The following is a 25,662-nucleotide window of genomic DNA, read 5'->3' on the forward strand; positions in this document are numbered from 1 at the left end:
ATTTAGTCCAATAAAGGAAACTGCTTAGCAATCTCAGATTCGGTGCTTTGTGCCACCCAGCCTTCGGTATTATTGAATAAACGGATCGCAGTAAATTCAGGATCGCTGCCCATATCAAACCAATGGGGAGTAAGCTCTGGTACTGAAATTAAATCACCCTGCTTGCAAAGTACTTGGTAAACCTTGTCGTTAATATGCAGGCAAAATAATCCTTGGCCTTTTACAAAAAAGCGTACTTCGTCTTCACTATGGGTGTGCTCAAATAAAAACTTAGCACGTAATTCTGCAGCGTTCGGATTGCCTTTTGCCAGCGAAATAACATCTACAGTTTGATAACCACCTTGTTGCTTTAAGCTTTCAATATCAGCGTTATAGGCGGAAATAATAGCTTCATGGCTAGTATCAGCAGTAATCATTTTTGTTGCTTGCCACTGCTCAAATCGTACATTTACTTTATTAAGCTCGGTGGCAATTTGTGCTGTATCTTGAGTGTTTAATAAAGCATTATTGCCGTTACAGTCAGCAAAAATAGTCAGTTGGCTCATGCTAAATGCTCCACAGTGAATTGGCTAAAATCGTTAATATAGTTATGCGCAGGCGAGCTTGCTTGACCATCACGGATCAGGTGCAAGGTTTTTAAACCTGCGGCTTTGGCGGCATCAAGCTCGGCTGCCACATCACTTAAAAATAACACTTCATTAGCGGCAAAAGGTAGTTGCTCAATAATATTGTGATATGAACGTTGCTCTTGTTTAGCGCCGACTTGAGTATCAAAATAATCAGTAAATAAGGAGCGAATATCACCAAAGTCAGAGTAGTTAAAAATTAAATGCTGTGCTTTTACTGACCCTGATGAATACACATACAACTGCTGGCCGGCTTGTTGCTGTGCAACTAAAAAGTGGTAGGCATCTGGGTATAAATGGCCGGTAAAATCGCCATTTTCATAGCCAGTTTGCCAAATCAAACCTTGTAACTGTTTTAATGGAGTGATTTTTTTATCGTCACGGATCCATTCAAGTAAAGTGTTAATTACGACATCAATACTGGCATCTGGCTGTTCAATAACCGCTTTTACGGCATAAATTTGTTCAGCTACAGCGCTTTGCTCTTGATGAGTTTTTACAAATTCGGGGAGCTGCTTTGCGGCATATGGAAATAGTACGTCTTTAACAAACGAAATACGGGTAATAGTGCCTTCAATATCGGTCAGCAGTGCTTTGATCATGATTCTAATCCTACTAATTTTAAGCGTTCTATCTCACATGCAAATAAAAACTCAAGGCCTTCTAATTGACGGCGTACTTCACCAATAGTGCGACCCACTACATACAAACCGTGGCCGCGAATAAGCACGCCGTGCTCAATAGGCGTGTGTAAGTGGTGATCGCTCACTAATAAACTCAAGCGATCAATATCTTGGTCGTTATCAAAGATTGGAATACTCAAGGTGTCTAAATGTGAAGTAATGCCGGTTAGTGACTTTTGCATTTCGTAGCCGTGTAAGTCTAGGCTGTGACCTTTAATAACCCGAGATAATACCGTCGCAGCAACCGAATGAGTGTGCAATACATAATTAGCAGCAGGAATAAGTTTATACATGCACAAATGCAATTCGGTTTCAGCTGAGGGTTTGGCGGCGCTAGCGCTACGATTACCGACATGATCCAGTTCAATAAAGGTATGCGACCCTAATTGACCTTTGTCAAAACCGCTGGCAGTAACCACAAAACCGGTGTTAGTTCGCGCTGAAAAATTACCACCCGTAGCTGGCACCCAACCACGTTGACTGATCCACTTTCCTGCTTCTATAAGTTCTGAAATAGCGGTATTGTTATGCATACATTCCTCATACTTCTTTAGACGGCTATACATCTGTTAACAGCAATGATAGCATCGCTTTGGGCGCAAAACCATCATTAAGGGTAACCAGTGTTTGAAAGTAAATTGCCAAATTTAGGCACCAGTATTTTTAGTCAAATGACTGCTTTAGCAAATCAATTCGAAGCGATTAATTTATCGCAGGGGTTTCCTGAGTTTGATGCGCCTGAGCTACTTAAAAAACAGCTTAATCATTATGTACTTGAAGGAGTTAATCAATATTCACCTTCATCTGGTGTGCCGCGCCTGCAGCAACAAATTGCCCAGTTAGCAAAACGAAAATATGCAGCTGAAATAGATGCCGCGCAGCAAGTAACGGTAACCTCTGGCGCGACCGAGGCCTTGTTTGTTGCCATTCAGGCGCTGGTGCGCGAAGGTGATGAAGTCATTGTGTTTGACCCCGCTTATGATTCATACCAGCCAGCGATTGAATTGGCCGGTGGTAAGTCAGTCAATATTGCTCTGCATGCTCCGAGTTATGCAATTGACTGGCAAACGGTGGCTGCGGCTATCAATAGCAAAACGCGGGCTATTATAATCAACACTCCACATAACCCAAGTGGTAAAACGTTAAAACAGCACGATATTAATGCTCTAAAAGCCTTAGTAATTAAGCATGACTTATACCTGATAAGTGATGAAGTATACGAGCATATTACTTTTGATCAGCAACCGCATTTAAGTGTGCTGCGTGATAACGAATTGTTTGCTCGCAGCTTTGTTATCTCAAGCTTTGGCAAGACTTTTCATAGCACAGGCTGGAAAATGGGTTACTGCATCGCACCCGCTGCACTTGCGGTCGAGTTTCGTAAAATTCACCAATATGTGACTTTTTCAAGCTTTACGCCGGCACAACATGCATTAGCCGATATGTTAGAACAGCAAGGTGAGCATGTGGATGAGCTCAGTGAGTTTTATCAACAAAAGCGTGATGTACTTAGTAAAGCACTAAAAGATAGCCGCTTTACCATTTTACCAAGTGAAGGCACCTACTTTTTACTGCTTGATTACAGCGATGTATCGGATTTAAATGACGTAGAATTTTGCCAGTGGTTAGTAGAACAAGCAGGCGTTGCAGCCATTCCACTAAGCGTGTTTTATCAGCAACCAAGCAACGATAAAGTTATTCGCTTATGCTTTGCCAAAAATGACGCCACGCTATTACAAGCCGCGGAGATTTTATGTCAACTTTAACTATAGCACTGATACAAACATCGCTTAATTGGTTAGATAAAGACGCCAACTTGGCACACTTTGGCAATAAAATAGCTGATATAGATAAATCAGTAGAGCTTATTTTATTGCCAGAAACCTTTGCCACCGGCTTTGCTATTAACCTTGATTGCGCAGAGCCGGATCATCAGTTAAAGCAAGGCAAAGTGCTTGATTGGATGATCGCGTCGGCAAAATCAAGCAATGCGGTAATTGCAGGCTCGGTATTGGTAACGCAAGGAAATAAAAAAGCTAATCGCTTTTATTGGGCATGGCCCAATGGCGAAGTGAAGTATTACGACAAACGGCATTTATTTTGCTTGGGCAAAGAGGGCGATTTTGTAACCGCAGGGCAGCAACGTGAAGTGTTCACCCTTAATGACTTTAGAATTTTACCGCAAGTTTGTTACGACTTACGTTTTCCGGTCTTTCAGCGCAATCGCAATGACTACGATGTGATGGTTAATGTCGCCAACTGGCCTGCTGCAAGGCGCAAAGTATGGGACACCTTACTAATGGCGCGGGCGATGGAAAACCAGTGTTATGTGATTGGCGTTAATCGTATTGGTGATGATGCTAATGGCGTCGCGCACAATGGCGGCACGGCAGTGTATGACTTTAAAGGTGATACGTTAGCAGCCGCTACTGATAACAAAGCTGATGTTGTTATTATCACTTTGGACAAACAGCCGCTTGAGCTCTTTAAGCAAAGTTTCCCGGCGCATTTAGATGCCGATGGGTTTAGTTTGGGTTATTAAGATAAAGAGACTGTTTAGCCTCTTTACCCGTTTTACACAGAAGCACTGTAGGTGAGTTTGATCGCAGCGAAACCCGACAACATACAAAAAAAATAATCTACAGGCTTGTATCAATACAAGGCCGTTTATCTGCGATGAATTTTTACCTGCTCACCCAATCGTTACGAGAGAATACCTAGGCTAGGTTAAAGTATTGATTTAATAGGTAGCAACCTATTGCATTACTATGATGTATCAGTTAGTTATCCGGTTTTTTATCTGCATTGTGATTATATGGTTGGCACAATATCTGAATTTCGTGATGCCCATCATATAATTTAAATAACTCATCGCCCCCAGTTTTGTTAAAAAATTGAGATAGGGTTATTTTGTCCTGCTCATACTCCATTAGTAACCAAAAGCCGTAAAAACCTTTAAACCAAAAATAATAGAATATCGCTGCGAAAAAAAATACTAGATAGGCTGCTTTACCTACTTTCTTTTTATATTTTAAACAACTAAGGAACAACCAAATACAACTCAATATTGCTAAAATTAAGAATGCTGAAAAAGGAGTAATAACTACTTCAATGTTGTCCCAGCGAGAGCTTAGACAAGAAGCATATCGGTCTGAAACTATTGTGTAAATTAAAGTGATTTTGAAAAGGAAGTACAATAATACAGTTGTAAAAACTGCATATAAAATACCACTTTCTTTGTCCTCACTGTTATTCAACTTGTAGCCTTAGAAAATATTTTGGTGTTTTTAAAAAGAAAAGTCAGAACGATTTTTGAATTTGGTTTAAGAGCTGACTTATGTGTTCTATTTGATATTACATTACACAACTTAGCGGAAGGGATCTAGAGTTTAGTTTTCTGGCCGCACTGCGTGCGTTTAACTTTGTTCCAGACAAAGTTTGGTCGAACCCTAGTCGAGGGTTCTCACCCGCCTTCATTGGTGTAAAGGTTACGGACATAAAACAATAGGCTTTTCATTCTGAAATTTGTGTCAAACGTGGGGATGGGCTTGCTTACGTCCATGTAACCAATCGCTTCGCGACGCTTGCAGCGGCCTAAAATGTTCCTGACATTTTATCGAACCCTGGTCGAGGGTTCTCACCCGCCTTCTGCCATTTTTAACAACAAAAAAAGCCCCACAATAAATTGCGGGGCTTTTTTCGTTATTAAATGGCGGAGAAGGAGGGATTCGAACCCTCGATAGAGCTACAAACCCTATACTCCCTTAGCAGGGGAGCGCCTTCGGCCACTCGGCCACCTCTCCGGCGCATAAATTGTCATTTTGATAATCGAGTGAACCACCAAAACGTAATAATGGTGGAGAGATAGGGATTTGAACCCTAGAGGGGCTATAAACCCCTGCCGGTTTTCAAGACCGGTGCATTCGACCACTCTGCCATCTCTCCGTTGGGAAAGAATAATACGCAGGTGATTGGGGTGTGTAAATAGGAAAAAGATCGTTTGCTGTTTTTTTGTTCTAAAAAAGAGGTTTTTTTATAAAAAAGGAGTTTTTAGGGAGTTTAAAGAAGGGGTTGCAGCAAACGAGGGAGCTAAATAAGTAGTTTCATTTAGTGGTTGGGTGTTTGCTGCACCGCTAAAGTAATCATGGTTGGGTGATTACTTGTATTGAACTGCGCCGCCAAGAGCTAGCTTTTTGCCGAAACGGTTAAGTCTGGCAAGCATTTTTGCTTTGCGGTTGGTCGGTTTTACTGCAACATGAGTAGCTGCATTTTCGTTTAATGTATTTACTGGGTTCATTACTTTGCTCCGAGTTATGTCTGTTTTGACAACACGGCTATTCTGAGCTTTTTTTGCACAAAAATAAAACGATAAAAATTAGGGTGGTCGGATAGAAATAACTAATCCGAATTGTTTTTATTAAGGTATGATTCAGATAGTACGTACTGAGTATTATGCATGGTTATGAAATTTAAAGTCGCCTAAATCACTTGTTTAAAAGCAATATTACACTGCCACTGATATTTTAATGCATTAGATAATAAATAAAGTGACTAATTATTCAGATTAATTTATTTTTTGAAAATGTCTATTTCCCTACTTTTGAATAGGCTGGTATCCAGATGCTAATAATTATTAAACCAAGTACGCAAAAAAAACATAAAAAAAATTGCACTTGGTTATTAGAGCAGTGTCAAAAACGTCAAATTAGTTACACTGTTTTTTACACCACAGGACATTTTACCAATGATTGCCAAAAAATAACGGTTTTGGCTCAGTCACAAAAGCGCGTTGTTGTGCTCGGTGGTGATGGCAGCCTGCATTTGGCTGTAAATGCATTGATGGGATTGAGTTGCTCGTTGGCGTTATTGCCTCAGGGGACGGGTAATGATTTTGCACGCGGCTTTGGCTGTTCAAACTCAGCTTGGCGTAATGCTATTTTTAGTGAGCATCAAGTAAAAATCGATATTGGCCAAATAAATAGCCGTTACTTTATTAATATTGCGGGGGTTGGCTTTGATGCGCATGTAGTACAGGCATTGCAAACCAAGCCTGCATTATCCGCTTTAAGTTATAGTTTAGCTGGCTTTAAGTGTTTATTCGTTTATCAGCCTTCTCGCTTGGCTGGGAGTTTTGCAGGGCAGCAATGCGAATATGGTAATTTGATTACTGTATTTGCAAATCATCATTATTTTGGTGGGGGGTTGATGATAGCGCCAAAAGCACAATTGAATAGTGGCTATTTAGAGTGCTATCGCGTGCCTACGCGTGGTTTGTTAGGTAACCTCTACAGTTTTGTGCGCTTATTGCTACGTAAGCACCACGGTATGAAAGAGCTCAACTACCAGCGCTTAGAAATTGCTTATATAAATACGCCTGATTTACCAATCGAAGCAGATGGTGAGCTGGTAGGCGTTACCCCAGCGTTGGTGACTATTCATCCGCTCGCGTTGCGTTTTTGTATGCCCAATGCTAAATGACGAGTAATATGTTAGTAATAAAAAAGCGCCTAACAAGTAGGCGCTTTTGGCGTTAGTTGCGTATATACGCATTCTAACTGGGGATGGAGCGTTTATTAGCAAATGATGCTTTATTAGACTCAATAAACGCTTTAATTCTTTTTGTTGGAGTCAGTACAATAGCATTACCAAGCAGTACTAAACTAAAGCCGATAAACGTATTGGCTTGCCAACTAAAACCTTCAAATAATGTACTTAAAGTCACTGCAACTAATGGAAATAACACAATCACATAGCTGGCACGTTCTGGGCCGATATTTTTTAGTAGTGCAAAGTAACATGCAAATGCAATAACCGTCCCAAACACCGATAAATAAACTAATGAATACCAGTAGCTTGCTGGGGCCGACAGGCTAAAATCGGCACCGCTGATGATTACATATACAAATAAACCAATAGCGCTGTATAACATGCCCCATGCATTGCCCTGCATGACGCCAATACGTTGTTGAGAGTTACGCACGCTGATCATATTCCCTAATGAAGCCACAAAGGTGCCAGCTAAGGCTAGTAGCAAACCGACCAACGCCCCATTACTCAAGTCGAACTGCTGTAATTGTGGCCAAAACAGACTGATGATGCCTAATACCCCTATCAATGCACCTGTATAAATACGTTTAGCGATGGGTTTACCAAAAAATAATCGGGTATTTACAATGTTCATTAATAACAACATTGAAAAGGCGATTGATGCCATGGCTGACGTTAAATAATGTTGTGCCCAGTAAAGTACTAAGTAATTAAGGCCAAAGTTACACAATGCTAGTAATACGAAAAAGCCATGATCGCGACGACTATAATTCATCGGTAATTTTTTAATATTCACCCATACCCACATTAGAATTGCAGCCAAACTAAAGCGATAAAATAGTGAAACTTCAACGGCGATATCGCCAAGTTGAAATTCGATTGCGAGCCAGGTAGAGCCCCAAATTAAAACGGTTAGTGCATAAAGCACGATACTTTTCATGGCCTTGGTCCATTATGTCGATTAAGTGTTTATTTTAAGATACTTCTGTATACTTAACATACACAGAAAACTATAAATGCAACCTATACAGATTGTACGGCTTTAAGGTGTCTACTATGTCGCTGGTGATCAGCAAAACCAACCATGACTTTTTATATCAGCAAGTAATGCAGCTGGTGCGTGAGCTGAGTGAGCAGGGGACACTATTACCAGGCGAAAAACTCCCCTCATTACGTAAAATGGCCACTAAGCTGAATGTCAGTATTCCGACGGTGAAATTGGCTTACCAATCACTTGAGGCACAAGGTTTGGTTGAAGCACGAGAAAAGTCAGGCTATTTTTTAAAAACGGCACATACCCAGTTAGCGCGGCCAAAGCGGGTTAAACTCAATCGTGAGCCAGTTTCGGTCAACATGCAGGTATTAATTGAGCAAGTGTATGATGCAATTCATCAAGCCGATGTCGTACCGTTTGGCATTGCTAATCCTGTTGCTGCCGCTCCAACTGATAAAATGCTAAGTCGTACGATGCGCCGGGTTATGTCGATTGCCGGCAGTCGCGCCATAAATTATGGTGCGATGGATGGTTTTGCACCATTGAAAAAGCAGTTAATCCATCGTTATTTAGATTTTGGCATTGGTGTTGACTCGCAAGAACTTGTGATCACCAACGGTGCTCAAGAAGCACTGGCGATCGCGCTAAAATGTGTCACTAAAGTAGGTGATGTGGTGGCGATCGAGTCACCTTGTTATTTTGGTATCATTGAATTGATCGAAAGCCTGGGCCTCAAGGCGCTCGAGATCCCGCTGTGTCCTGATGATGGGATCTGGCTTGATGATCTGAGCCAGGCTTTACATGATCACGATATTAAAGCCTGTGTGTTCTCTACTTCGATCAATAATCCTGTGGGTAGTTTTATGCCTGATCATAAGCGTAAACAATTAGTAGAGTTATTGGAATCTCAAGATGTGGTGCTAATTGAAGATGATGTGTATGGTGATTTACATTTTACCCCGCAGCGTGGTACACCCGCTCAGGCTTACTCAACAAAAGGGTTGGTATTAACCTGTGCTTCGTTTTCTAAAACTGCGGCGCCGAGTTATCGTGTTGGCTGGTTGATTGCCGGAAAGTTTGCTGCCAAAGCGCGTCGCTATAAGCGTGCATTGAGTTGTTCTACTTCACTGATCAATCAATGGACGTTATATGAATTTATAGTCAGTGGTGATTATGATCGTAATATAAAACTACTGCGACAGCGTCTACGTTCTAATAAAGAACGAATGATCTGGTGTTTACAACAGGCCTTTCCGAGTACCGCTAGGATCAGCGATCCGCAAGGCGGATGTGTGATCTGGATTGATTTAGGTGCGGCTTACGATAGTGTAAAACTATTTCAACTGGCATTAGAAAGTGGCATTAGCATTACTCCGGGCTATATTTTTTCAGCCACCAATAAATACCGCAGTTGTATTCGACTAAGTTATGGTTTGCCATGGGGTGAAAAAATTGAACAAGCTATTATAAAGCTAGGTGAGTTAGTGCATTTAGCGAAGAAATAGCATGGCATAAAAAAGCAGCACCTTTAAAAAAGAGTGCTGCTAAAGGGATATCAAACTTTTAGCGTTTAGAACCTGAGTTCAAGTTAGTTATTTTGTTTATAACTAAATAATTGGTAGTCTTTCAATTCTGGAACTAGTTTAACTAATTGTTGCTCTTGATCAGCAATGGTTGAAAAATTACCGCACAGTGCATCAGCGCGTTTTTCAAGTTGGTTAGCTTGTTGCTCAACTTTGGCTTCAATTTCAGCCCCCATATTTTCCATGCGTTGTTCAAAGGCTTGCATATCGCCACCAGAGCCCATTAGTTCTGAACCTACAGCCATTAAAATACTACCCATCGATTGCATCATCGCAGCTTGTACAGCGCTTTCTATTTGCTCATCAAATTGGCTTTCAAAGTTTTCGCCAAACTGGCTAAAGCTTTGTTGGCCCATTACAAAAGCGCCTTGTTGGTAAAAGGTGTTTTGTACTTCTACCTGAATATCAGCCATTAATTCATTAATGCTATCTAGGCCATCGATATTAAATGCATTGGCGACTTCTTCAATGGCGACCCCGGCAATTTTAACGCCTTCAAGAGCAATGTTCGCGACTTCTGGTAATTGGCTACGCAGACTGTCTGAATAATTACTGATCGCTTGGTGTTGTTGACTGTTGAGTGTCAAAGTTTGGCCATCAATCATTAACTCGCCACTATTTATAAAAGTCATAGTGTGGTTATCAGCTGTAAAAATTTCTAATTCATTTGGCTTAATACGCACATCATTTTTAAATTCAACGTCACATGTGTCGCCGCTAAAAGAAATATTCGTCTCATTATCATTGTGTGCCATTGCCCCTGTGGCAATGAATAAAGAACTTATTAATAGTAATTTTTTCATTTTTATTTCCTGCTAATTTGTTGATTATGACCAGTACGCATTTAACGTATTTAATACTTATCAAGTTTAATGCCAATAATTATTGGCATTTAAAAACAATGAGTTAATTGTTTTTTTCCCTTTTTTAATTACATTTAAATGTTATAAAAAAGCCATTTTTTAGTCATTTTGACTAATTTACATTAATACATAAAAGATACTTATCGTTTCGATAAAAAACTCTCACTTTCCAGAACTCAAATTTAGCGCTATTTATTCACAATATCGACATAACACTATTTTAGAATTGCGTTATGGCTTTATTTTGGTGCTTTTTCATACGGTGAAATAGTGCTGAACATTTTTAATTTACCAATGATAGTGATAAAAAATCCTTAATTGGTCTCAAACACTTTATGGAGTGGGTTGTGGGTAAGACATTTAGTTACGATGCGCTAGATGACGATTTTGTTGAAGACGAGTACGAAATGGTCGGGCGTAATCAACACGACAAGAATAAGCAAAAGGTTAAGAAAAAGTTGGAAGACTACCTTGAGCAAAAACGCTTGCGTAAAAACTTGGGCGATGATGACTTAGATGAGTATTTAAACGACTAAGAGATAATTTAAATAAAGAGGCAATTTGCCTCTTTATTGCTTTTAGAGTTTAGATATTACTGCTTTTAAGGGCTTTGATAATAGCACCTTCGATTTGTTGCGGTTTGGTAAATGGTGCAAAGCGTTTAATTGCCTCGCCGTCGCGGCCAACTAAAAACTTAGTGAAATTCCATTTTATTTTGCGGGTTAAAAATCCAGGTAAGGCTGATTTTAAATGCCTGAATACGGGGTGGGCGTTTTCGCCATTAACATCAATTTTGCTCATCATCACAAAATCAACACCGTAGTTAATTAAACAACCTTGCGCTATTTCTTTTGCGCCGCCAGGCTCTTGTTTGCCGAATTGATTGCACGGGAAACCAATAATTACTAACCCTTGATCAGCGTATTTTGCATGTAATTGTTGTAAACCTTCGTACTGTGGAGTGAAGCCACATTTACTGGCAGTGTTGACAATTAACACAACTTTGCCTGCGAAATCTGAAAAATCAATGCTTTGGCCTTGCAGATTGCTGGCTGAAAGTTGATAGAAGTCGTTCATGTTGCTCTCTTGTTATTGTTGTTTGTTAAATTCTATCCTGAGTTGTGACAGACATACAGCTTAAATTATCATCATATTGCATAGACCATTTTATTTTAACTTGCATGATTAAAGCTTGTGAGTAAATGTTCAATCAATAATCGCACTCTGTACGGCATTAAATCTTTACGTGGATACACTAACCAAGAGGCATTGTCTGTTACCTGAAACTCATCAAGTAAGGTAATTAGTTGCCCGTTTTCAATATACTTATCAACAATATCAGTGGCTAAATGGGCAATGCCTAAGCCTGCTAATGTCGCAGATAATAGTGCGCGCGGATGGTTACTGCGCCAGTTGCCGGCAACTTTTACCTCTTTAATATCGCCGGCAAAATTAAATCGCCAACGTTTCCCCATGGCAATTAAGCAATTATGAGCGGTTAATTGTTGAGGCGTAGTTGGGGTTGGGTGATGTGCTAAATATTCTGGACTGGCAACGAGAGTCATGATTCGCGGGCTAAGTGGTCGTGCAATTAAGTTAGAGTCTTGCATGCGGCCAAAACGGATCGCTAAATCAAAACCTTCTTCAACTAAGTCGACATTACGATTGTTGAAGTCCATATCTACTTCAACCTCAGGGTAGCGTTTTACAAACTCAACAATTTTAGGTGCTACATGACATGCAACAAATTCACCAGCACCAGAAATTCTAATGATCCCTTTGGGTTTACGTTGCTCACCTTGCAGTTGATTATTAGCATCAATTAGCTCTTGTTTAATTGCTTTGAGCTTTACGGCATATTCGCGGCCGGCATCGGTGAGGCTTATTTTTCGGGTAGTACGTTGAAATAGCAATGAGCCTAAGCGGTTTTCAAGTTGCTGTACTTGGCGGCTAATATGTGAAGTTGATACTTCCATGACTTTGGCTGCTTTGGTAAAGCTGCCATGTTCAACCACATGTAAAAATTCATCAAGGCCATGCCACATAATTTAGTTCTCAAATATTAAGTAATTATAGTTTATACCATCTATTGTTGCAGCTGTGCAAAAGTGATTCTCTGAGCTTAGTCTTTAAATTAATGCTTAAATCCCTACAATTAGATGGTCACCAAATTTTAGCTCACACTAAATAATGAGCATCTCTAAGCAATGGAGCAAGCATGTTAAATTTCAGTTTTGCAAACCCAACCAAAATTCATTTCGGCGAACAACAAATCGCTTTAATTAAAAATGAGATCCCTGCAGACGCAAAAGTATTAGTTACTTATGGTGGCGGCAGTATTAAAAGTAATGGCGTCTATGATCAAGTCGTCGATGCGTTAAGTGAACATACGTGGTTTGAGTTTGCCGGTATTGAGCCTAACCCAAGTTATCAAACATGTATGAAAGCCGTTGCTTTGGTTAAAGAAAAGCAAGTTGATTACATTCTTGCAGTTGGTGGTGGTTCAGTCGCTGATGGTAGTAAATTTATTGCCGCAGCAGCTAATTATGACGGCGAGCCATGGGATATTTTATCAAAAGGTGGCGAGATTAAATCTGCTATTGCTCTTGGTGTGGTATTAACGTTACCTGCAACGGGCTCTGAGTCAAACGGCAATAGTGTTGTTTCAAATCTTGACACTCACGAAAAACTTGCATTTGCTAGTCCATTTGTATTGCCAAAATTTGCAGTACTCGACCCTGCAGTGACTTTTTCATTGCCTGAGCGCCAAGTGGCGAACGGTATTGTTGATGCATTTGTGCATACTATGGAGCAGTATTTAACCTACGATGTAGGTGCTAAGCTGCAAGACCGTTTCGCTGAAGGTATTTTAATGACCTTAATCGAAGAGGGCCCTAAAGCGTTCAGTGAGCCTGATAACTATCAAGTACGTGCAAATATTATGTGGTCAGCAACGATGGCATTAAACGGCTTAATTGGAGCGGGTGTACCACAAGATTGGTCCACTCATATGTTGGGCCATGAAATGACTGCGATGTATGGCCTTGACCACGCGCAAACGCTTGCGATTGTATTACCTCGTATGATGGCTGAGCAAACAGAAACTAAGCGCGGTAAAATCTTACAGTACGCAGAACGCGTTTTAGGATTAGATATCAGTGATGAAGATGCAGCAATTGAACAAGCAATTAATGCAACTGAAGCGTTTTTTCACAGTGTGAATATGCCAACGCGTTTAAGTGATTATAACTTAGGCGAAGAAGTCGCTGATAAAATTGTTGAGCAACTTGAACGCCACGGTATGACGGCTATTGGCGAACGTGGTCAGGTCACTCTAGATAAAAGCCGTGCTATTTTATTAGCCAGCGTTTAAAGCTACTTTTAGCGCATTACTAATGTGCTAATTTAAGATCAAAAATAAACCCATACCAACCAGTGTTGTGTAGTAAATGTTGTGCGTTTTATACGCGACAATAATGGCTGCTATTGCCGCACTGAGGTATGGGTTTTGCCAATCTAAATTTATTCCCTCATCTGTTACAAACACAATAGGTACCCAAATCGCGGTAAGTACCGCCGGTGCGCTAAAACTTAGAAACTGCTGCATTTTCGGGCCAACTTTAAATGGTAGGTCACGATGTAAAAATAAGTAACGGGTAAAAAAGGTAATACACGCCATAAGTAAAATAGTGCTCATCATCAGTTATGCTCCAATTTATCTTGGATACGGCTAATAAGGTAACCGATAGTCATCGCCGATAGTGCCGCGGCTACTAACCATAGTTCAAACCCCTGGCTTTTTAAAACGGTAGCGACAACACCAGCGCTTACAACCGTTGCCAATGTAGCGAGATTTTTAATACCAGGAATTACTAATGCAATAAAAGTTGCAGCAATAGCAAAGTCTAAGCCTAAATTAGTGAGATCAGGTAGCAGACTGCCCGCTACGATGCCAATTAATGTCCACAAGTTCCAAGTAATATAAAAGCTAAAGCCGGCACTGAGCGCGTAGATCAAGCGAGTTTTAGTTCGATAAGCTTTGCGATGATGGGAAAACGCAAACAGCTCATCAGTGAGTACAAAGCTTACCGGTAAGCGCCAACGCAGCGGCTGATCAATCACTTTATGACGCACCGCTAAGCCGTATAAAAAGTGCCGTGAGCTAATTATGAAGGTGGTGAATAAAATAGTTAATAAAGGCGTATTGCCAGCCATTAGCTCTATAGCGACTAGTTGGGCGGAACCGGCAAACACTAATAATGACATAGCTTGGGTTTCAAATGCGCTAAAGCCATTTTGTATTGCCAGTGAACCACATAAAATCCCCCAGGGGATCACTGCTAAACACAGTGGTAGCATATCTAAAAAGCCTTTTAGGAGTGCGCGTTTGGTGCTAAGTGTCATTAATATTATTCATTACGGTAATTAATGCCCTTAGTCTGCCATAGATCAATTAACCCTGAACAGCAAAGATGCTAAATTAACAAAAGTTTGAAATAATAAGCTTTTACGCAAAAGAGGTTAAGCATGCATAAAATTAAAGTATGGGATGGGTTTATTCGCAGTTTCCATTGGTTGTTAGTTATTGCAATTGCGGCGCTGTATTTTAGTGCTGAAGAAGGCATGATGGAATTACACTTTGTGGCTGGCTTTTTCACCTTAGCGCTACTAGTAACACGCCTTATTTGGGGCTTGATTGGTAGCAAAACAGCTAAGTTAAGTGCATTGTTTCATTTACCTAGCGCAGCACTAAAATCATTTAAACAAACAGATAATAAACCTGGCCATGGCGCAGCGGGCAGCTACATGGTGTTGGCATTTTTTATTTTATTACTGGCGCAGTTAGTAAGCGGCTTAATGACCACTGATGACATTTTGACAGATGGCCCATTAGTGCAGTATGTATCAAGTAATGTAGTTGAATGGGCCGGCTGGGTGCATCATAAAAACTTTGATTTATTGTTGTACGCGATTATTCTCCATATTGTGGCAATTGTAATTTATCGCATTAAAGGCAAAAATTTAGTCAAAGCAATGGTTACGGGCTATGCCGCTGAAAAAAATAATGATAGTAATGAAGAGCTAACAAAATCACCGTGGACTGCGATAATTATTTTTGTCGTTGTATTTGCGGCATTACTGATGACATGGGGCGCAGAACCTGTGGCTTACTTGTTTAGTTAAACGGTTCAACAGATCAAAAACGGCGCTAATTAAGCGCCGTTTTAGTTTTAAGATGATCGCATTAAAGATTAGTCTTTAAATGATGTGTGGCAATCTTTACAGCCTTTAGCCCATGGGCCAAATGCTTTAGCAATTACTTTTTTATCACCTGTTTGCGCGGCAACGGCTAGTTCATCAGCATATTGTTGGAATGCTACCGCTTTTTTCATAAAGGTTTCGTTATCGCTCCAAATAGCAGGTAATGCAGATGTTTCGCCTTTATCACTGCCTGCAACGAATGCTTCCCATGGCATTTTTGATAATGCAGCGGCATTATTTGCACGGTGCTTAAAACGCTCAGCATCAAAAGGTACTTTGCCCTTTAGCATGTCACCCATATCACCAATTTGGACACGGATCATTGAAAACGCCGCTTGGCGGTACTCAATGGCGTCACTAGGCTCTTCAAATACAGAGTTTGCTGTTGCACCAAATGTTAGTGCACAAAGTGTTGCACCTAAAAATAATTGCTTTAACTTCATTCCTTTTGCCCCTTATATGTAATTCATTGCTTGTATAGCAGCTGTTGTATATCAGCAAGTCAGATTATTCAAGTGTATTGCGGTTAAACTGAACTGTTATTGAATTATAAAACTAAGATCATGCCTTAATTATTTATATCAATGTCAGCAAAGATCATTCCTCTGCGCATACTACGGGTTGCTAAAAATACTTCACCCAGTAATGACATAAATGCACAAATAAGTAGTGCCATTGCGCCAACAAAACAACTGCCGATGGAAACACCTAAATTAACTGATTGGATATGAGACAAAAATAACAGCATGACCACGGCGCAAACAAGTACCGCACTTAATACACTTAAACTAAAGGCAATATGGATACAGCGAGAGCGTTTCAGCAGTGCTCGTAGCTCGGTTGTTAGCGATGAATTAAACTCTTCATCGGTACTTACCTTTAATTTTCGTTCAAGTTGACGAGCACGGTCGGTAATTCGAGCTAAGCGATTAGATAAAACGCCCAGCGTAGCAGCAATACCAGTAATTAAAAAAACCGGCGCAACGGCTGTTTGGATTACTTTTGCCATTGTTAAAATATTTATAACATCAGAGTTCATTGGTTCCCTTTTAGGTATATTGGTGTGCTTTAGTTCTATTTGTTTACAAACATTTACATTTTCACTTTTCAGTTTTTAAACATTAAAAACAGATGTTTAGTGTTATTTTTTCGGTTTTCTATTTGCCTTTGTAATTTTAATGTAATCGAGTTGTTGTTATTTTGGGTGTTGAAGTTCTATATTAGTCTCGCACTTAATTTATGATCACCAATAAATACAATAATACATAACATATCCTAGGGGAAATCATGTCTAAGAATCTAATAAAAAGAACGGCGGTTGCAACCGCTGTAACAAGTATCTTAGTTACAGGCGCTGTAAATGCAAATACAATAAATAACAGCGTACTTAAGCATACCAGCTACACGCCAGTATCACAGACCGATATTGTAAATAAAAATCAACCATCAGCATACCTTGTTGTTTTAAAAACAAAAACAGCAGCTGATATGATGGAGCAGGGTGTCTACAATGTTTCTGATGCTCGTCAGAGCTATAATCAAGTTGCAACGTTACAAAGCCAAGTTCAAGATAAGCTATTTACCCTTGATAGCAATGTAAAAGTACTTGGTTCAACTAAAATTTTGGCGCCGACGTTAATTGTTCAAGCAAGCCAAGGTGCACTAGATAGAATTGCAAAAGACTCGCGTGTAGAGCGTGTTTTACCTATGTTTGATTACGACCTTCATGTTGCAGCAACTGCTGACTACATCAAAGCGTCACCATTAGTAACAAATGGTACAGTAACAGGTGCAACGCAAACTGTTGCAGTACTAGATACAGGTATTGATTATACTCACAAAATTTTTGGTGGTGAAGGAACTGTTGAAGCTTATGAAGCAGCTCAAGCAGATCCAACTGCAGTGACTTGGCCACAAGGTCAAGTTATGGGTGGTTATGACTTCATGCGTGATGATGCTGATCCAATTGAAAATGATCCAGCTACTCCAACAGAAGAAGATGCAGCAACTAGCCATGGTACATCTGTATCTCACTCTGTCACTGGTATTGCACCAGCGGTGGAGCTATACGTGTATTCAGTGTGTGGCGGTGGTTGTCCAAGTGCAGCACAGGTTTCGGCATTAGAAGCCGCTATGGATCCAAATGGTGATGGTGATTCAGAAGACCGAGTTGATGTAATCAATATGTCTTTAGGTGGAGAGTTTGGTGACACATACATCGGTGGTGGTACGCAGTTTTTAATTCAGCAAGCCGTAGATGCAGGTGTGAACGTTGTTATTTCTGCTGGTAATGATGGTGATAACCCATTCCGCATTGGCGGTCCTTCTACGACGCCAAATGCACTCTCTGTTGGCGCGATGACGCATCCTGCAAATGATGTTGGCGTTGCATCTGGCACAGTTGAAGGTGCAGAGACCACAATTCAGCCGTCAGGTTTTGGTCCACAAACTGCGTTTGTAATGACAGATGCCGATGCTGAAGTTGTTTACCCTGAAGAAAACCAAAATGGCTGCGTGGCATTTTCTGCTGAAACTGACTTTACTGACAAAGCGGTAATTATTGACCGTGGTGCCTGTAATTTCACTCAAAAAGTATTAAGCGCTCAAGATCGTGGTGCTAAGTTTGTATTTGTAGCAAATAATGTTGATGATGGTACGCCTGCGCCAATGGGTGGCTTTGATGCAGCAGTAACAATTCCTAATGTCGGTATTAATTTTGCTGCAGGGGCAGCAATGAAAGCTGCTTTAACAGCCGGTGAAATGCCAACATATAGCATAACGATTGAACGTAAAGTGCTAGCGGGTGCAGTTGCATCGTTCTCATCTCGTGGTCCATCAATGGATGGTTTACTAAAACCTGAAATTACAGCGCCAGGTACTGATATCATGGTAGCGGCAACTGGTACACAAGATCAATTAGCACCCGCAACAGGTACTTCATTTTCAGGTCCGATCACTGCTGGTGCTGTTGCATTAGTTCGTGAAGCGCATCCAGATCGTACTGCACTTGAAATTAAAGCGACAATCATGAATGCGGCTGACTTAAATGTAACCGTAGAGCCGATTAGTACTAACCCAGATTCTCCACTTGCACCAATTAGTTCTATCGGTGCAGGCTTAGTAAATGTTGACAAAGCTGTTAACTTACCTGTTGCGGCATGGGTTGAAGATGAAACATTCAAAACTAAACAAGCGGCGCTATCGTTCGGTTTAGAACGCATGACAGAAACAACCAGCTTTACAAAAACAGTGACGTTGAAAAATTTCTCTGATGCAGACAAAACATATGACCTTCGTATTGAAGAGCGTTATATGAATGATGTGGATACTGGTGCTGTTAGTTTTGATATTCCACGTAGCGTAACTGTTGCGGCAAATACGGTAACAACATTCGATGTAACCATGACAGTTGATCCATCTAAACTGCATAAGTGGACGTTAGAAAACCCATTTAGCCAAGAGGATCTAGCAGCTCGTAGTCCGTCACTGACTATGGCTGAGTTTGATGGTGCGCTGGTATTTGATGATACTTCAACAGCCGACACAGATCATGACTTGCACATTGTTTACCATGCGATACCTAAAGCCGGTGCTGAATTAGCTTTTTCATATGAAGAAGTTAATGGTGTTGGTGAGTTGGTTGTAACCAATGTGGGGGCGACTACGATATTACCAACTGCAGAATCAGTGGTTGCTACAAGTGAAGAGAACCGCGACGCTGACTTTGATATTCTCTCAACTACATTTGCTGCTTATACGTCTGAGACATGTGAGTCAGGTGTGTTCATTACATCTTCAATTCAATTACGAGATGAAATTACCCACATGCGTCAAATCGGTGTTCGTATGAATCTCGATATTGATAATGATGGTGTTTATGATCACTTTATGATGAATATTAATGATGTTGGCCGTGATGCAGCAATACCTGGGCGCAGCCGTACATTAATTGGTGAAATCGATGCCGCAGGTGAGGATGTGTGGCAGTGGGGTACACCGATGTATCATGCTGCTGGTGAAGATACAGTGACCTTCTCTGGATGTAGTAATTTGTTAGGCTTAGATGCAAATATGCTGGGCAGCACAATTAACATTGCAGCTTCAGTTGGTTATCCAAATTATCAAGCCGGTGTGTTCTCTGAAACCGATAGTGTAGTTGGTTCTACTGTGTTTACAGGTAATCCGGTGGTTACTTTGGAATCGACAGAAGACGCTGAAACTAAATTATCTGAACTTGCTCCAGGTCAGAAGGCTGTAATTAGAGCTGATGGTAATTTCGCATTGACCTCAGCTACAGGGACAGATGTATATACTAATTCAGTAACTGGTGTTCCGGCTGTTCCAGCTGTGCCTAATCTCGTTGTAGAAGAGTTTACAATTAATGAAACTGCACTTGATGGTATTACTATTGGTAGACTTAGTTTTGAAGATACTCCAGCACTACGTATAACAAACTTTACTGTTGTGAGTATGTCTGCTCCAGGCTTAATGATTGATGCTGAAACTGGCGATATCATGGTTGAAGATACGAGTATGTTGGATTTTGAGTCTGACATTAAAGAAATCATTTTAACAGTGAAGGCGACTGATTTACTTGGTACTGAATCTGCAGCAGCCGATATTAAAGTAACGATTACCAATGATGCAGATGAGTTACCAGTTGTAGCAAAAGGGCAAAATTTCAGTATTATTGAATCCGCAGCCGAAGGTACAGTGATTGGCATGCTTGATCATAGTTTGTTTGAAAGTGCGGCAACAATGGTTACTGGTGGTACGGTTGCAAACACAAACTTAATTAGTATTAATAATAAGGGTGAGCTAGTTGTCACTGGCAGCCTAAGTTATTATGCAACTCCAACTATGACTCTTGATGTAACAGTAATGGATGACAGCGGCTTAGAGTCTGAGGTTGTGCAAGTTATGTTGAATGTAACCGCCGATCCTAAATCTCATGCCCCAGTCATTGAGGGTGGTCAAAAATTCAGAACTGATGAAAATGTTGCCATTGGTACCGTGTTGGGTCAATTGGTATTCTCAGACCCTGATATGGATATTTCGCCAATTACTCGTTTTATTGTATCTGGAACAACATTAGTTAGTGTTCAGTTAGATGGTTCAATTGTGACTATGGGTGAAATTGACTATGAGTTTGATAAAGAGATTGTTTTCAGTGTTCAAGCTGAAGATAGCAAAGGTTATGTATCGAAAGCGGTAAGTGTTGAGATTGACGTTAACAATCTACGTGCGAACGATGATGACGACAATGATAGCTCTGGTTCGCTAGCGTGGTTAACGCTGCTTGTAGCACCGTTTGCATTTATGCGTCGCCGTAAACAAAAGTAGTAATATAGCCTCTAAAGGCATATAGCTTTAGTTAAAATACCGCCATTGGGCGGTATTTTTTTTGTTTTAAATTTATTGTTATTACCTAAAATGGTTACATTTTTTGTTTCAATGTTGTTTTTTTGTTTCTTGCTGGTGTAGTATTCGGGACTTAATGTTTCTTTTTGGGAGCATTTAATAACAATAATCTCATCAGAGGAATTTATGTCTAACAAGTTAATAACAAAAACAGCCTTATCAATTGCAGTATCATCAGCACTAATGGCGGCATCGGTAAATGCACAAACAGTGCAAGCAGCACACAGTATTACCGCTCTCAATAATTTCTCTACAGCTACATTTAATGAAACCGATGTTAAAGAACAGTTACCATCAGCTCATATGATTGTGCTAAGAGCGACAACCGCTGCCGATCTAATGGCGCAAGGTATTTATCAAATAGGTGACAGCCGTGCAACCATTGCACAAATTGAGCAAGTGCAAAGTGCAGTGACAATTGAACTAAGTAGTCTAGATTTTGGTACAAAAGTAATTGGCCAAACTAAAGTGCTGGCGCCTACTTTGATTGTACAAGCAAGTCCTGAGGCGTTAGAAAAAATTGCCCGTGACTACCGAGTTGAGAAAGTGCTGCCAATGTATGATTATGAATTACATGTCGCCGCATCTGCAGATTATTTAAAAGCTTCACCATTGGTTGCAAATGGGGTTGTAACAGGTAAAGGTCAAACGGTAGCGGTACTGGATACAGGTGTTGACTACACGCACAACGTTTTTGGTGGTGCTGGTACCGTAGAGGCGTATGACGCAGCTCAAGCTGATCCTACTTCTGTAGCTTGGCCGCAAGGCATCGTACATGGTGGCTACGACTTTATTCGTGACGATGCTGATCCAATTGAACATGATCCTGTAGTCGTGATCCCCGATGTTGATGAACCGACCAGTCATGGTACGTCTGTTTCTCACTCTGTTACTGGAATTGCTCCTGAAGTAGAGTTATATGTGTACTCAGTGTGTGGTGGTGGTTGTCCAAGCGCAGCACAAGCATCAGCATTAGAAGCGGCAATGGATCCTAATGGTGATGGCGATATCTCTGACCGCGTAGATGTTATTAATATGTCTTTAGGTGGCGAGTTTGGTGGCACTGAAACTGACGGAGGTACTCAATACTTAATTCAAAAAGCGGTTGATTTAGGTGTAAATGTTGTTATCTCAGCAGGCAATGATGGCGATCATCCTTTTCGTATTGGGGGACCAAGTACCACGCCAAACGCACTTGCAGTTGGTGCGATGACGCATCCAACATTAGATATTGGGATTGCTTCAGGTACCGTGCTTGGAGAAGAGGTTGTTTTTCAAGTTTCAGGTTTTGGTCCGCAAACCGCATTTGCTATGGCAGATACCGATGCTGAACTTGTTTACCCAACCGCAAATCAAAATGGCTGTGAAGCATTTTCAGAAGACACCGATTTTAATAATAAAGCGGTGCTTATAGACCGTGGTGAATGTAATTTCACGAAAAAAGTACTGCATGCACAACAGCGCGGCGCATCGTTTGTATTTATTGCAAATAACGAAGATGACGGTACTCCTGCTTCAATGGGTGGATTTGATGCCACGGTTACTATCCCAAATATTGGCATTACTTATGCTGCCGGGGCAGCGATAAAAGCGGAGCTTAAAGCATCAGGCAAGGCTGCATATAGCTTAGTTGTTGAGCGTAAAGTAACATCAGGTGCTGTGGCAACCTTTTCATCGCGCGGTCCATCAATGGATGGTTTATTAAAACCTGAAATCACAGCGCCAGGTACAAGCATTATGGTTGCAGCAACTGGTACGCAAGATCAACTAGCTCCAGCCTCAGGTACATCCTTTTCAGGACCGATTACTGCCGGTGCGGTTGCGTTAGTACGCGCAGCACACCCACAGCGTAATGCCTTTGAAATTAAAGCAACATTAATGAATACGGCAGATCTAAATGTGACTAATGAGCCGCTTAGCACAAATCCAGATTCTGAATTAGCACCAATTAGTATGATTGGTGCTGGTTTAGTTAACGTTGAAAAAGCGGTTAATCTGCCTGTTGCAGCATGGGTTGATAATACCGAGTTTAAAACTAAACAAGCGGCATTATCGTTTGGCTTAGAAAACTTTACTGGCGTTAGGTCAATCAGCAAAACAGTCACCGTGAAAAATTTCTCGACACAAGAAAAAACCTACAAATTACGGACTGAAGCACGTTACGCAAATGATAAAAACAGCGGTGCAATCAGTTGGGATATTCCAGGCAGCGTAACAATTCCCGCAGGTCAAACTACAGAGTTTGATGTAACGCTAACGGTTGATCCTAGTAAATTGCACGAGTGGAAACTGGAAAACCCATTTGATGCCGAGTCGGTAGCTGCACGAAGCGCCGCATTAACGCTCGCAGAGTTTGACGGCGCCTTAGTGTTTGACGATGTGGATGATACTGATTCAGATTATGCGCTACATGTTGTTTATCATGCGCTACCAAAAGCGGCTAGTGAATTAAGTATTGCTCCGGAAGTGGTTGGTAATGAGATGCAACTTATCGTTGAGAATACCGGGGCAACAACAGTTTCAACAATGACAGAAAATATTGTTGCAACTGGTAAAGTTAAGTCAGCAGCAGAGGCACCGTTCAATATTCTTGCAACGACATTCAATGCAATAGCAGCTGAAGGATGTGAATCTGGTGTATTAGTTACAGCATCGATTCAGTTACGTGATGAGATCACTCATGTATTCCAAGCAGGTTATCGTTTAGATATAGACACCAACAACGATGGTGCCTATGACTTCCTTATGCAGAACTACAATGACCGAGGTCGTAAAACGACTTCGCCAGGGCGTTCACGTACTGTTATTGGTACTATCGATGACACTGGCGCAGAAACGCTTCGGTTTTTGACACCGTTATATCAATCAGCTGGTGCAGATACCATTACCTTCTCGGTATGTAGCAGCACACTGGGGTTAACACGTGATAATTTAGGTGATCCGTTAAATATTAAGGCATCTGTAGGCTATCCATCTTATGGTGGCGGCGTGTACTTTGAAACAGATAGTCTAGTTGGCGCTACGACCTTTAGTTCTTCAGCGTCAGTGAGTTTAACTGCGGTGGATGGCAGTGATACAGTCGTAAATCAACTTGCGCCAGGTGAAAAAGCGATTGTGAATGCTAGTGCGCCATTTGCTTTTACAGCATCGTCATTACAAGATGTACTGAAATTAGTGACTGCTGAAGACTTAGTGTTACCAAAAACGCAGGCTCCTAAGCTTGCAAATGCATCATTTGATGTTGTTGAAAATGCGGAAAATGGCCATCTCGTTGGCACCTTGAGTGTTGTGGAATCAGATAGAGATTTAGCGATTGCTGAGTTTTATGTGCAATCGCAAACTCATCAAGGCTTTAGTGTTGATAATAAAGGGCAAATTCTTGTATCAAACAGCGAGTTAGTTGATTTTGAAGTTGGTAAGCACATCGCTGAACTAGTCGTTGTTGCCATCGATACTTTGGGAAATACATCAGAGCCTGCTGTTATTACTATTAACATTACCAATGTTGCAGATGAAGCGAGCGAAGTAACCCCAATTATAAATTCTGGCCAAGTATTCTCTGTTGCAGAAAACACCCCAGTAGCTACCGCATTTGCTCAATTAGCTTTCACAGATCCAGATAACAGTTCAATCACTATGTTTACTGTAGCGGGAAGTGATGCAATCACGATTGATAATACGGGGATGCTAACCGTTGCTCAACTACTTAATTTTGAAGAGCAAAGTACTATTACGTTAGAGATAGTCGCAATTGATGAAGATGGTCATCAGTCAGCTGCTGAAATTGTGACGATTAACGTGTTAAATGTCGCTGATGAAGGAGCAGAAGTTGCGCCAATTATCGAAGCCGGGCAAACTTTTAAAGTGCAAGAAAATGCCGTGGTAGGCACTGTGATTGGTCAAATACGTGCTATTGATCCAGATACAGCAGTAACACCAATTGTAAGCTACACAGTGGCAGGTCATAACGGTATTGCAATTGATGAACTTGGCCAAATCACAGTGGTGGGTGACGTTGATTATGATGCAACACCTGAGATAAAGCTGATGGTTAGTGCAACGGATAGTGCTGGTAATCAATCTGCAGCTGTTGAAGTAACAATCACTGTAGCGCAAGACGCATTAGAAAACACGCCAGTTATTGCTGATAAACAACGCTTTAGTGTTGATGAAAATACAGCGCTTGGCACTGTGATTGGTAAACTTAACTTTAGTGATCCAGATGCTGATGTAAGTCCTGTTACTAAGTTTATTGTGTCAGGCACTGACTTAGTCACTGTTAATGCTGCGGGTGAAATTGTTGTTGCAGGTAGTATTGATTATGAATATGAGCGTAACTTTACATTTAGTGTTATCGCTGTTGATAGTGCGGGTAATAACTCTAAAGCTGTTGCTGTTGAAGTACGAGTAAAGAATATTGTGGGCAAAGATGACGATAATAATGACGGTGACAGCGGTTCACTAGCATGGTTAACATTGCTTATTGCACCATTTGCATTTATGCGCCGCCGTAAATAAAAGTAATTGTTTAGTTAGTCATTTTAATTATCAGTGACTAACGAGCAAAGTTAATCAAACAAAGGGAGCTTAGGCTCCCTTTTTACATTGCTTTACAAACTAATATAGGTAATCAACAGCTAGTTAGATATATTGCTAGTAGTGGAATAATAATAACTCTAGGGA

22 protein-coding genes and 2 tRNA genes are annotated in these 25,662 nt (G+C 40.8%); 9 read left to right on the plus strand and 15 right to left on the minus strand.

Annotated features, from left to right (window positions below):
• Nucleotides 1–2: 2 nt before the first annotated feature.
• The 3 genes from H5187_RS02230 to H5187_RS02240 are packed head-to-tail and all read right to left on the minus strand — an operon-like array spanning nt 3 to nt 1,842.
• Nucleotides 3–545 carry an acireductone dioxygenase gene (locus tag H5187_RS02230; protein ID WP_145240039.1) on the minus strand — a complete coding sequence of 181 codons (543 nt, stop codon included), beginning with the start codon at nt 543–545 and terminating at the stop codon, nt 3–5.
• The gene (gene mtnC / locus H5187_RS02235; protein ID WP_145240037.1) at nt 542–1,228 is read right to left on the minus strand and encodes an acireductone synthase; all 687 of its coding nucleotides are present in this window, start codon (nt 1,226–1,228) and stop codon (nt 542–544) included. The genes H5187_RS02230 and mtnC overlap by 4 nt, the downstream gene beginning before the upstream one ends.
• A complete protein-coding gene (locus tag H5187_RS02240) occupies nt 1,225–1,842 on the minus strand; it encodes a methylthioribulose 1-phosphate dehydratase (RefSeq protein ID WP_149982209.1) in 618 nt (205 codons plus the stop codon). The genes mtnC and H5187_RS02240 overlap by 4 nt, the downstream gene beginning before the upstream one ends.
• 90 nt (nt 1,843–1,932) lie before the next feature.
• On the opposite strand from H5187_RS02240, the gene H5187_RS02245 reads away from it, so the two are divergent.
• The gene (locus tag H5187_RS02245; RefSeq protein ID WP_145240033.1) at nt 1,933–3,075 is read left to right on the plus strand and encodes a methionine aminotransferase; all 1,143 of its coding nucleotides are present in this window, start codon (nt 1,933–1,935) and stop codon (nt 3,073–3,075) included.
• Nucleotides 3,063–3,851 (plus strand): amidohydrolase, encoded by a 789-nt coding sequence (locus tag H5187_RS02250; protein WP_182717490.1) that lies wholly within the window; start codon nt 3,063–3,065, stop codon nt 3,849–3,851. Before H5187_RS02245 ends, H5187_RS02250 begins: the two co-directional genes overlap by 13 nt.
• A gap of 238 nt (nt 3,852–4,089) precedes the next feature.
• Here the strand turns inward: H5187_RS02250 and H5187_RS02255 are convergent, their stop codons facing one another.
• The 4 genes from H5187_RS02255 to H5187_RS02270 all read right to left on the minus strand — a co-directional run bounded on the left by H5187_RS02255 (nt 4,090) and on the right by H5187_RS02270 (nt 5,606).
• Nucleotides 4,090–4,566: a hypothetical protein gene (locus tag H5187_RS02255; protein ID WP_182730731.1), complete on the minus strand. Its 477-nt coding sequence runs from the start codon at nt 4,564–4,566 to the stop codon at nt 4,090–4,092.
• A 453-nt stretch (nt 4,567–5,019) separates the two neighbouring features.
• A tRNA-Ser gene (locus H5187_RS02260) sits at nt 5,020–5,112 on the minus strand.
• Nucleotides 5,113–5,163: 51 nt separating this feature from the next.
• A tRNA-Ser gene (locus H5187_RS02265) sits at nt 5,164–5,254 on the minus strand.
• A gap of 211 nt (nt 5,255–5,465) precedes the next feature.
• Nucleotides 5,466–5,606, minus strand: a complete 141-nt coding sequence (locus H5187_RS02270) for a hypothetical protein (protein WP_169019719.1) — start codon at nt 5,604–5,606, stop codon at nt 5,466–5,468.
• A gap of 323 nt (nt 5,607–5,929) precedes the next feature.
• On the opposite strand from H5187_RS02270, the gene H5187_RS02275 reads away from it, so the two are divergent.
• The gene (locus tag H5187_RS02275) at nt 5,930–6,787 is read left to right on the plus strand and encodes a diacylglycerol kinase family protein (protein WP_220493222.1); all 858 of its coding nucleotides are present in this window, start codon (nt 5,930–5,932) and stop codon (nt 6,785–6,787) included.
• Nucleotides 6,788–6,860: 73 nt separating this feature from the next.
• On the opposite strand, the gene H5187_RS02280 is transcribed toward H5187_RS02275, so the two are convergent.
• Entirely contained in the window at nt 6,861–7,796 is a 936-nt protein-coding gene (locus tag H5187_RS02280; protein ID WP_145240025.1) for a DMT family transporter, read from the minus strand.
• Between the two features lie 116 nt (nt 7,797–7,912).
• On the opposite strand from H5187_RS02280, the gene H5187_RS02285 reads away from it, so the two are divergent.
• Nucleotides 7,913–9,355 carry a PLP-dependent aminotransferase family protein gene (locus tag H5187_RS02285; protein WP_145240023.1) on the plus strand — a complete coding sequence of 481 codons (1,443 nt, stop codon included), beginning with the start codon at nt 7,913–7,915 and terminating at the stop codon, nt 9,353–9,355.
• Between the two features lie 83 nt (nt 9,356–9,438).
• On the opposite strand, the gene H5187_RS02290 is transcribed toward H5187_RS02285, so the two are convergent.
• A complete protein-coding gene (locus H5187_RS02290) occupies nt 9,439–10,236 on the minus strand; it encodes a YggN family protein (RefSeq protein ID WP_145240021.1) in 798 nt (265 codons plus the stop codon).
• 407 nt (nt 10,237–10,643) lie between these two features.
• Between H5187_RS02290 and H5187_RS02295 the strand changes: the two genes are divergently transcribed.
• Nucleotides 10,644–10,832, plus strand: coding sequence for a PA3496 family putative envelope integrity protein (locus H5187_RS02295; RefSeq protein ID WP_145240019.1), 189 nt, complete (start codon nt 10,644–10,646; stop codon nt 10,830–10,832).
• 49 nt (nt 10,833–10,881) lie between these two features.
• On the opposite strand, the gene H5187_RS02300 is transcribed toward H5187_RS02295, so the two are convergent.
• Nucleotides 10,882–11,373, minus strand: a complete 492-nt coding sequence (locus H5187_RS02300; RefSeq protein WP_145240017.1) for a glutathione peroxidase — start codon at nt 11,371–11,373, stop codon at nt 10,882–10,884.
• Between the two features lie 95 nt (nt 11,374–11,468).
• Nucleotides 11,469–12,341: a LysR family transcriptional regulator gene (locus H5187_RS02305; protein ID WP_149982204.1), complete on the minus strand. Its 873-nt coding sequence runs from the start codon at nt 12,339–12,341 to the stop codon at nt 11,469–11,471.
• A gap of 173 nt (nt 12,342–12,514) precedes the next feature.
• Here H5187_RS02305 and H5187_RS02310 point away from each other — a divergent pair, with 173 nt between their 5' ends.
• Complete coding sequence (locus H5187_RS02310) at nt 12,515–13,669, plus strand: iron-containing alcohol dehydrogenase (protein WP_149982203.1); 1,155 nt, start codon at nt 12,515–12,517, stop codon at nt 13,667–13,669.
• Between the two features lie 27 nt (nt 13,670–13,696).
• Here H5187_RS02310 and H5187_RS02315 read toward each other — a convergent pair whose 3' ends face one another.
• Together H5187_RS02315 and H5187_RS02320 are read right to left on the minus strand one after the other, a co-directional pair.
• Entirely contained in the window at nt 13,697–13,996 is a 300-nt protein-coding gene (locus tag H5187_RS02315) for an AzlD domain-containing protein (RefSeq protein ID WP_149982202.1), read from the minus strand.
• Entirely contained in the window at nt 13,996–14,700 is a 705-nt protein-coding gene (locus tag H5187_RS02320) for an AzlC family ABC transporter permease (protein WP_259398451.1), read from the minus strand. The genes H5187_RS02315 and H5187_RS02320 overlap by 1 nt, the downstream gene beginning before the upstream one ends.
• Before the next feature lie 123 nt (nt 14,701–14,823).
• On the opposite strand from H5187_RS02320, the gene H5187_RS02325 reads away from it, so the two are divergent.
• A complete protein-coding gene (locus tag H5187_RS02325) occupies nt 14,824–15,480 on the plus strand; it encodes a cytochrome b/b6 domain-containing protein (protein WP_182717488.1) in 657 nt (218 codons plus the stop codon).
• 68 nt (nt 15,481–15,548) lie between these two features.
• Here H5187_RS02325 and H5187_RS02330 read toward each other — a convergent pair whose 3' ends face one another.
• A complete protein-coding gene (locus H5187_RS02330) occupies nt 15,549–16,001 on the minus strand; it encodes a cytochrome c (RefSeq protein ID WP_149982199.1) in 453 nt (150 codons plus the stop codon).
• Nucleotides 16,002–16,126: 125 nt separating this feature from the next.
• Nucleotides 16,127–16,597, minus strand: a complete 471-nt coding sequence (locus tag H5187_RS02335) for a DUF2721 domain-containing protein (protein WP_145240002.1) — start codon at nt 16,595–16,597, stop codon at nt 16,127–16,129.
• Nucleotides 16,598–16,845: 248 nt separating this feature from the next.
• Between H5187_RS02335 and H5187_RS02340 the strand changes: the two genes are divergently transcribed.
• Both H5187_RS02340 and H5187_RS02345 read left to right on the plus strand, forming a co-directional pair.
• Nucleotides 16,846–20,901 carry a S8 family serine peptidase gene (locus H5187_RS02340; RefSeq protein ID WP_182717487.1) on the plus strand — a complete coding sequence of 1,352 codons (4,056 nt, stop codon included), beginning with the start codon at nt 16,846–16,848 and terminating at the stop codon, nt 20,899–20,901.
• 204 nt (nt 20,902–21,105) lie between these two features.
• Nucleotides 21,106–25,497 (plus strand): S8 family serine peptidase, encoded by a 4,392-nt coding sequence (locus H5187_RS02345; RefSeq protein WP_182794325.1) that lies wholly within the window; start codon nt 21,106–21,108, stop codon nt 25,495–25,497.
• Nucleotides 25,498–25,662 lie beyond the last annotated feature (165 nt).

The sequence above is a fragment of the Pseudoalteromonas sp. SG44-1 genome, from assembly GCF_014164315.1.
Classification (GTDB): Bacteria; Pseudomonadota; Gammaproteobacteria; order Enterobacterales; family Alteromonadaceae; genus Pseudoalteromonas; species Pseudoalteromonas rhizosphaerae.

Coding starts and splice junctions, on each gene's coding strand:
- H5187_RS02230 (WP_145240039.1), bottom strand. CDS start 545: ATGAGCCAACTGACTATTTTTGCTGACTGTAACGGCAATAATGCTTTA.
- mtnC (WP_145240037.1), bottom strand. CDS start 1,228: ATGATCAAAGCACTGCTGACCGATATTGAAGGCACTATTACCCGTATT.
- H5187_RS02240 (WP_149982209.1), bottom strand. CDS start 1,842: ATGCATAACAATACCGCTATTTCAGAACTTATAGAAGCAGGAAAGTGG.
- H5187_RS02250 (WP_182717490.1), top strand. CDS start 3,063: ATGTCAACTTTAACTATAGCACTGATACAAACATCGCTTAATTGGTTA.
- H5187_RS02270 (WP_169019719.1), bottom strand. CDS start 5,606: ATGAACCCAGTAAATACATTAAACGAAAATGCAGCTACTCATGTTGCA.
- H5187_RS02275 (WP_220493222.1), top strand. CDS start 5,930: ATGCTAATAATTATTAAACCAAGTACGCAAAAAAAACATAAAAAAAAT.
- H5187_RS02280 (WP_145240025.1), bottom strand. CDS start 7,796: ATGAAAAGTATCGTGCTTTATGCACTAACCGTTTTAATTTGGGGCTCT.
- H5187_RS02285 (WP_145240023.1), top strand. CDS start 7,913: ATGTCGCTGGTGATCAGCAAAACCAACCATGACTTTTTATATCAGCAA.
- H5187_RS02290 (WP_145240021.1), bottom strand. CDS start 10,236: ATGAAAAAATTACTATTAATAAGTTCTTTATTCATTGCCACAGGGGCA.
- H5187_RS02300 (WP_145240017.1), bottom strand. CDS start 11,373: ATGAACGACTTCTATCAACTTTCAGCCAGCAATCTGCAAGGCCAAAGC.
- H5187_RS02305 (WP_149982204.1), bottom strand. CDS start 12,341: ATGTGGCATGGCCTTGATGAATTTTTACATGTGGTTGAACATGGCAGC.
- H5187_RS02310 (WP_149982203.1), top strand. CDS start 12,515: ATGTTAAATTTCAGTTTTGCAAACCCAACCAAAATTCATTTCGGCGAA.
- H5187_RS02315 (WP_149982202.1), bottom strand. CDS start 13,996: ATGATGAGCACTATTTTACTTATGGCGTGTATTACCTTTTTTACCCGT.
- H5187_RS02320 (WP_259398451.1), bottom strand. CDS start 14,700: ATGACACTTAGCACCAAACGCGCACTCCTAAAAGGCTTTTTAGATATG.
- H5187_RS02325 (WP_182717488.1), top strand. CDS start 14,824: ATGCATAAAATTAAAGTATGGGATGGGTTTATTCGCAGTTTCCATTGG.
- H5187_RS02330 (WP_149982199.1), bottom strand. CDS start 16,001: ATGAAGTTAAAGCAATTATTTTTAGGTGCAACACTTTGTGCACTAACA.
- H5187_RS02335 (WP_145240002.1), bottom strand. CDS start 16,597: ATGAACTCTGATGTTATAAATATTTTAACAATGGCAAAAGTAATCCAA.
- H5187_RS02340 (WP_182717487.1), top strand. CDS start 16,846: ATGTCTAAGAATCTAATAAAAAGAACGGCGGTTGCAACCGCTGTAACA.
- H5187_RS02345 (WP_182794325.1), top strand. CDS start 21,106: ATGTCTAACAAGTTAATAACAAAAACAGCCTTATCAATTGCAGTATCA.